Below are 6,900 nucleotides of genomic sequence, written 5' to 3' on the forward strand. Positions count from 1 at the left end.
CACACTGGGACCGGGACGGCCCGGTCCCCTGGGACGGCCTGCGACGAATGAGAAAGAGACCAATAGCGATGGCGCAACCGAAGAAGGCAGCCAGTATCTGGGATGTGGCGAGACTGGCAGGGGTCTCCCACCAGACCGTCTCCCGCGTCGTCAACGGATCGCCGCGGGTCGCCGCGGCCACGCGGGACAAGGTCCTGGAGGCCATCGCCGAGCTGGGCTACCGGCCCAACCGGCTGGCCCGAAGCCTCGCGGGCGGCGCGGTCGAGTCCGTCACCGTGCTGACCGCCGACACCTCCCTCTACGGGCCCGAAGCGGCCCTCCGCGGTATCGAGAAGGCCGCCAGGTCGCTCGACTGGAGCGTCCAGATCTCCGTGCTCGACCCCGCCGACACCCACTCGGACGCCGACATCGTCGCGCGCCTCCCCCGCGCCGGCGAGCCGACGATCATCATGGCCCACGACGAACCGGGCATGCGGGCCAAGCAGGTCCTGCTCGACACTCAGCCGCAGGCGATGGTCGCGATCGGCCCCTACACCGCCGAAGAGCTCGCCGCCTCTCCCTGGCTCGTGGGCATGGACGACGGCAAGGCCGCCGCCGAGGCCACCAAGTACCTCCTCGACCTCGGCCACGAAACGGTGCACCACCTGGCTATCCCCACCTCCACCGGGACCTTCGGCGGCGGCAAGGCCCACCGCGCCGACGGCTGGGCGCGGGTGCTGCGCGACGCCGGGCGCGAGGTACCGGACCCGGTCCCGTCCGGGTGGACCATCGCCGAGGCGTTCAAGGCCGTGCAGCCGCTCGTCGCCGACCCCTCGGTGACCGCGATCCTCTGCGGCAACGACAACCTCGCGCTCGCGACCATGCGCGCCGCGCACCTCGCCGGGCGCTCGGTCCCGGGCGACCTCTCCATCGTGGGCTTCGACAACACGCCGTTCTCGGCGTACACCACCCCTGCGCTGACCACCGTGAACCAGGACTTCGAGAGCGTGGGCCGCGGCGCCTTCGAGCTGCTGCGCCACCGCGTCGACGGCGCGAACCCGCGGCCGAAGCCGAGCTGGCCCGAACCCGAGCTCATCGTCCGAGAGACCTCGGGTCCGCCCCGCCCCCGATCCTGAGCGAAAGGCCCGGCAATGGCCCTCACCCCCCTCCCTCAGGGGGCGGCCCGCCTCACCGCGGACTTCGCCGCCCCGACCGGACCGGTGCTGCACGGCGCGGCCGGGTCGCTGTACGGCGTCTCGGAGGACGGCGTGCCCGGCGACGAGCTGCTGGACGCGCTCGACATCACCACCCTCGCGGTGAAGCCTGACGGCGGCGCGCAGCACCCCGGCGGCGACGCCTCGAGCGTGGTGAACGCGCTGCGCCGCAACGGCGACGGCCTGGCCTTCGTGTACCTGCAGGACCTGTTCGCCAAGTGGCCCTACGAGGACGTGGGCATCGACGTGTACCACGAGCGGCTGTGCGCGGTCGTGCCGCCGATGCTCACGCCCGAGAACGCCGGGCGGCTCGTGTGGGTGCCGTTCAACGAGCCCGACTCGATCTGGTACTCGCTCAGGGAGAACGCCCCCGCGAAGTTCGACCGGTTCCTGGCGGACTGGATCACCACCGTGCAGCTCCTGCGCGGCCTCGCACCCGGCGTGCCGATCGCCGGGCCCAACGAGTCGTACTACCACCCCGAGTTCCTGCCGCACTTCCTCAAGCGCGCCCGCGACACCGGGACCCTCCCGGAGTGGACGACCTGGCACGAGCTCTCGCCGCGCTCGCTCGCAGAGTTCCGCGGGCACTACGCCGCCTACCGGGGCCTGGAGCGCTCGCTCGGCATCGCGCCGCGGCGGGTGAACATCGACGAGTACGGGAACAACCGCGACCTCTCCGTGCCCGGCCAGCTCGTGCAGTGGGCGGCGATGTTCGAGGAGGCGAAGGTCCACGCGGACATGGCCTACTGGACCGCCGCCGGCGGCTACTCGGGCGCGGCCCCGCAGCCGAACCTGCCGAACGGCGCGTGGTGGTTCCTCAAGGCGTACTCGGGGATGACCGGCCAGACGGTGCGCGTGGAACCGCCCCATCCGAACACTGTGGACACGTTGCAGGGCATCGCGAGCATCGACGCCGAGCGGCGGACCGCGCAGATCCTCGCCGGCGGCACCGTCGAGGACTTCCTCGTCGTCGCGACGGGACTCGACCCGGCGTTCTGGGGCGAGCGCGTCACCGCCACCGTGCACCGCATCGACTGGACCGGGTACGAGGGCGCCGCGGGCCCGCCCCTGCCGGTCGCGCAGGTCGTGAGCGACCCTGCGCGCCTTGAGATCCCGATCTACGGGCCCGACCGGATGTCCGCGTACTGGATCACCGTCACCGCCGGCGAGGCCGCCATGCCCGGACCGCCGCCGTGGAAGGGCCAGTGGGACGCCGAGGCCGCCGACATCACCTCCGGCGAGATCACCCGCCACGGCCACACCGACGACGGCAACGCGTTCGCCGCCTCAGGGGAGCACGACGTGTGCGGCCTCGGGCTCAGCGACTCGGCCGTGGTCTTCCAGGTCGAGGTCCCCGAAGCCGGCGAGTACGACCTCGCGGTGTTCTACTCCCACTCGTACGGGCGCGGCGCCGAGGCCACCGAACCTCAACCGGCGCAGCAGGTCCTCACCGTGAACGGCGCGGAGCGGTTCCTCGACTACCCGAGCACCATGAACTGGGGGCACCGCTCGATCGTGCGCGTGCCGCTCACCCTGCGGGCCGGCGCGAACACCGTCGAGCTCTCCAAATCCGGCGCGATCGGCACCGCGCGCGGCGAGGTGGCCCTCGACAAGATCGAGCTGACCGAGCGGCGCGGCTGCCCCTCCTGCTACGACGCCGCGTTCGCGCGCGTGCACGGCGGCGGGCTCGTCTTCGACCTGTACGCGGCCGAGGCGGGCTACCACCGGATCGAGGGCGCGGACACCGGCATCCTCGCCGGACCGCAGAACCAGGACGTCCTCGTCGACCTCGCCCGGCCCGTGTTCCTCCACGCCGGCGTCAACCGCCTGCGCACCGAGATGATCGCCGGGCCGGTCGTCGTCACCTGCGCCTCGGGCCCCGAACCGGTCGAGGTCGACGCCGCCGAGGTGGCCCGCACGGGCGGCTCCTGCCTCGTCGTCAACGACTTCGCGACCCGCGGGCACGTCATCGGCTGGAACGGGCGCGGCGCCACCGCCGCCATCGAGGTCGACGCCGTCCAGGGCCCGCACATGCTGCTCGTCAGCTACGCGAACGACGAGCGCGCCGACGGACACGAGTACAATGTGGACGTCGTGACGCGGCACTGCGACATCACCGTCAACGGCAAGGAAGCGGGCCGGTACCCCATGCGCGGCACCTGGACCTGGAACGACTTCTGGACCTACCCGGTCATCCTCGACCTCGATGACGGGCCCAACACGATCGTCTTCGCCAACCCCGACGGCCCGACCGCCGAGTTCGAGCACTTCCGCATCGCCCCGCTCAACCCTTGAGGCGCAAGCGAAAAGGCCCGCGCCGTACGGCGCGGGCCCTTCGCCTCGTTTACGCCGAGGCGAGACCGTTCAAGGCCGCGTACTGGTCGTCCGTGAGCACCACGTCGCGCGCGCCCACGTTCTCCTCCAGGTGCGCGATCGAGCTCGTACCCGGAATCGGCACGATGTTGTCCGATCGGCGCAGCAGCCACGCCAGCGCGGTCTGGGCCGGGGTCGCGCCGATCTCGGCGGCGATCTTGCCGACCGGTCCGTCGGGGCCGGCGTGCTCGCCCGCGGCGATGGGGAACCACGGGATGAACGCGATGCCCTGTTCGGCGGTGTAGTCGAGCACGGCCTCGCTCTGGCGGTTGATGAGGTTGTAGAGGTTCTGGACGCTCGCGATCGGCGCGACCGCCTGGGCCTCCTTGAGCTGGTCCACGGTGACCTCGGAGAGGCCGATGTGGCGGATCTTGCCCTGGCGCTGGAGTTCGGCGAGCGTCTCGATCTGGTCGGCGATCGGCAGGCTCAGGTCGAGGCGGTGGATCTGGTAGAGGTCGATGGTCTCGACGCCGAGGCGGCGCAGGCTGAGTTCGACCTGCTGGCGGATGTAGCCGGGGTTGCCGACCGCGATCCACTCGCCGGGGGCGGGGCGGGTGTTGCCGCCCTTGGTGGCGATGACGACGCCGTCCGCGTAGGGGCGCAGGGCTTCGGCGATGAGCTGCTCGTTGTCGCCGAGGGCGTAGGCGTCGGCGGTGTCGATGAAGTTCACGCCGAGTTCGACGGCGCGGCGCAGTACCGCGACGGCGCTCGCGCGGTCCTTCGGCGGGGTGAAGATGCCCGGGTCGCCGGAGAGGCGCATCGCGCCGTAGCCGAGCCGGTCGACGCGGAGGTCGCCGCCGATCACGATGTCGCTCATGGGAAATGCCTTTCAAGCTGTGCTTCGGTACGGGTCGGCCGGTCGGGCCGGCCACGTTCGGGTGCAACCGCTCGGCCGGCCGGATTGTTCCCGTCCGGGTGATGTCTCGTGCGCCACGGCGACACGGGGTTTCGCGACTGATGTTCCGATGCACGGGGATGCGAGACTCTTGGGCATGATCAAAGGGTTCAAAGATTTTCTGATGCGCGGCAATGTGGTGGAGCTGGCCGTCGCGGTGGTCATGGGTGCGGCGATGACGGCGCTCGTGGCCTCGTTCAGCGCGGCGTTCCTCAATCCGCTCATCACGCTGGCCACTGGCGGGGCCGAGGTCGGCGGCGAGTTCACGGTGAACGGGGTCGTGTTCCCGTACGGCGTGTTCCTGAACGGCATCCTGGTGTTCTTCTTGACGGCGCTCGCGGTGTACTTCGTGATCGTGATGCCGATGAACAAGCTGCGCGAGCGGTTCGCGCCGGTGGTCGAGGAGGTCGACGAGGTGCACGCCGTGGCGGAGATCGAAGTGCTGCAGGAGATCCGGGATCTGCTGCGGGAGCAGAGCCGGAGGTAGTGCGGTTCGGGTGACGGCCCGTCGGCGCTGCGCGTCGGCGGGCCTCGGCGTTTCCGGGCCGGTACCGGCGGGTAACCGCCGGGTCTGTGCGCACCCGAGGCCCTTGCCTGCGTCGTACCCCCGTGGGACGGTGGGGTGAGCCGACCGATCGTTGGAGGACTGCCGCATGACTACCGAGATCCCGCCCGGGGCCCCGATCTGGGCCGATGCGAACACCCCTGATCTGGCTCGTGACCTGGACTTCTATATGCGCTTGTTCAAGTGGTCGAGCTTCGGCACCGGGGAGGAGTTCGGGCATTACACGGAGTTGTGCCTGGGGTCGACGGTGTCGGTGGCGCGGGCCGTGGGGGGCCTCGCGCCGAACCCGCCGGGTGACCCGGATGCGGTGTCCGCGTGGGGGGTCGCGTTCCATGTGGCGGACTGCTTCGAGGCGGCGGCTTCGGCGGAGAAGCTGGGCGCGCAGATCGTGAGCCATCCGGTGCGGGTGGGCGACGACCTGGTGTACGCGGCGTTGAAGGACCCTGACGGCGGGGCGTTCGGCCTGTTCGAGCCGATGAACGAGCATGTGGGGTTCACGGCGTACGGCGAGCCGGGCGCGGCGGTGTGGTTCGAGTACGTGTACGACGGGGCGCCGGTGGAGGCGATGCAGTTCTACTCGGAGCTGCTGAACTGGTCGGTGAAGACGCCTGGCGAGGACGAGCCGTCGCACGACGCGCCGTACGTCGGGCTGTGGACGCACGGGCATCTGACGGGCGGCGCGGTGGAGTTCGGCGGGGCGCGGATGGCGCTCGGCCCGGAAATGCGGATGAAGCCGCACTGGCTGGTGTGCTTCGGGACCGCTTCGGTGGACCTGACGGCCGCGAAGGCGGTCGACCTGGGCGGGCGGGTGGCGGTGGCGCCCGTGGACGACCCGGGCGGGCGCATGGCGGTGCTGGTGTCGCCCACGGGCGCGCATTTCACGATCATGGAGAGCAAGAAGCTGGACTGACGCCGCAGCGGGAAAGCCCTGCGCGTGTCGGGGGCGCGTGGCACGGTGAGGGGGCCGGTTTCCGCACTTGCGTAAGGAGCATGCCGCCATGACCTCGATCCCGATCGGCGCGCCCATCTGGTCCGATGCCCTGACTTCGGATCTCGCCGCTGACGTCCCGTTCTATGAGCAACTGTTCGGTTGGGCGTCGATGGACGCGGGCGAGGACTTCGGCCACTACACGACCTTCGGCATCCCGGACGGCTCCGCGGGGCCGGGCCGCCCGGTCACGGGCGTCATGCCGTGCCCGCCGGGGATGGAGCCGTCACGGATCTGGAACCTGCAGTTCCGGGTCGCCGACTGCGACGCGGCGACCGAGCAGGCCCGGGGCCTGGGCGGCACGGTCGTGGCGGAGCCGCAGGATGTGGGCGGCATGCTCCGGTTCGCGATGCTGAACGACCCGAACGGCGCCTCGTTCGGCCTGGTCGAGGCGAAGGAGACGGGTACGGGCTTCGGTGCGTGGGGCGAGCCGAACAGCGTCTCGTGGGTCGAGTACCGCGTCGACGGCGTGCCCGCCGAGGCGATGCGGTTCTATGCGGACCTCTTGGGGTGGAACGTGAACACGCCACCGTGGGAGGACGCGTCGAACCCGAAGCCGTACGCGGCGGTGAGCGCGGCGGGCCAGGAGCGCGAGTTCGGCGGCTGCCATGCGGCCGAGGGCTGGGAGCTGGACCTCCCGTCGCAGTGGAACGTGATGGTCGCCGTCGAGGACGCCGACCGGATGTGCGAGCGGGCGGTCGAACTGGGCGGCTCGGTCGCGGCCGAGCCGATGGACGTGCCCGGCCTGCGGATCGCGGGCATCGCGACCCCGACCGGCACGATCGTGGGCATTCAATCGTTCCGGGCCTGGGAGTGACCGGCTGAACGATCGGGCCCGGTAGAGCTCTCGGTGTTCCGGTGGGCTTGCGGTGCTGTGTTGCGGGGG

General features: G+C 71.0%; 6 protein-coding genes. 5 read left to right on the forward strand and 1 reads right to left on the reverse strand.

The genetic code is table 11. From position 1 onward, the window contains the following. The first annotated feature begins 104 nt into the window (after positions 1-104). Both O2L52_RS24765 and O2L52_RS24770 read left to right on the forward strand, forming a co-directional pair. Positions 105-1,115 carry a LacI family DNA-binding transcriptional regulator gene (locus O2L52_RS24765; protein ID WP_270118916.1) on the forward strand — a complete coding sequence of 337 codons (1,011 nt, stop codon included), beginning with the start codon at positions 105-107 and terminating at the stop codon, positions 1,113-1,115. Positions 1,116-1,130: 15 nt separating this feature from the next. After that, positions 1,131-3,488 carry a carbohydrate-binding protein gene (locus O2L52_RS24770; RefSeq protein WP_270118917.1) on the forward strand — a complete coding sequence of 786 codons (2,358 nt, stop codon included), beginning with the start codon at positions 1,131-1,133 and terminating at the stop codon, positions 3,486-3,488. A gap of 49 nt (positions 3,489-3,537) precedes the next feature. Here the strand turns inward: O2L52_RS24770 and O2L52_RS24775 are convergent, their stop codons facing one another. Further along, entirely contained in the window at positions 3,538-4,383 is an 846-nt protein-coding gene (locus O2L52_RS24775) for an aldo/keto reductase (protein WP_270118918.1), read from the reverse strand. Positions 4,384-4,558: 175 nt separating this feature from the next. On the opposite strand from O2L52_RS24775, the gene mscL reads away from it, so the two are divergent. The 3 genes from mscL (at position 4,559) to O2L52_RS24790 (ending at position 6,831) form a co-directional block, all read left to right on the forward strand. Further along, a complete protein-coding gene (mscL, locus tag O2L52_RS24780) occupies positions 4,559-4,948 on the forward strand; it encodes a large conductance mechanosensitive channel protein MscL (RefSeq protein WP_270118919.1) in 390 nt (129 codons plus the stop codon). Between the two features lie 166 nt (positions 4,949-5,114). Beyond that, positions 5,115-5,936, forward strand: coding sequence for a VOC family protein (locus tag O2L52_RS24785; RefSeq protein ID WP_270118920.1), 822 nt, complete (start codon positions 5,115-5,117; stop codon positions 5,934-5,936). Positions 5,937-6,024: 88 nt separating this feature from the next. Next, the gene (locus O2L52_RS24790; RefSeq protein WP_270118921.1) at positions 6,025-6,831 is read left to right on the forward strand and encodes a VOC family protein; all 807 of its coding nucleotides are present in this window, start codon (positions 6,025-6,027) and stop codon (positions 6,829-6,831) included. Positions 6,832-6,900 lie beyond the last annotated feature (69 nt).

Source organism: Glycomyces algeriensis (assembly GCF_027622855.1).
Lineage (GTDB): Bacteria > Actinomycetota > Actinomycetes > Mycobacteriales > Micromonosporaceae > Glycomyces > Glycomyces algeriensis.

Coding starts and splice junctions, on each gene's coding strand:
- O2L52_RS24770 (WP_270118917.1), top strand. CDS start 1,131: ATGGCCCTCACCCCCCTCCCTCAGGGGGCGGCCCGCCTCACCGCGGAC.
- O2L52_RS24775 (WP_270118918.1), bottom strand. CDS start 4,383: ATGAGCGACATCGTGATCGGCGGCGACCTCCGCGTCGACCGGCTCGGC.
- mscL (WP_270118919.1), top strand. CDS start 4,559: ATGATCAAAGGGTTCAAAGATTTTCTGATGCGCGGCAATGTGGTGGAG.
- O2L52_RS24785 (WP_270118920.1), top strand. CDS start 5,115: ATGACTACCGAGATCCCGCCCGGGGCCCCGATCTGGGCCGATGCGAAC.
- O2L52_RS24790 (WP_270118921.1), top strand. CDS start 6,025: ATGACCTCGATCCCGATCGGCGCGCCCATCTGGTCCGATGCCCTGACT.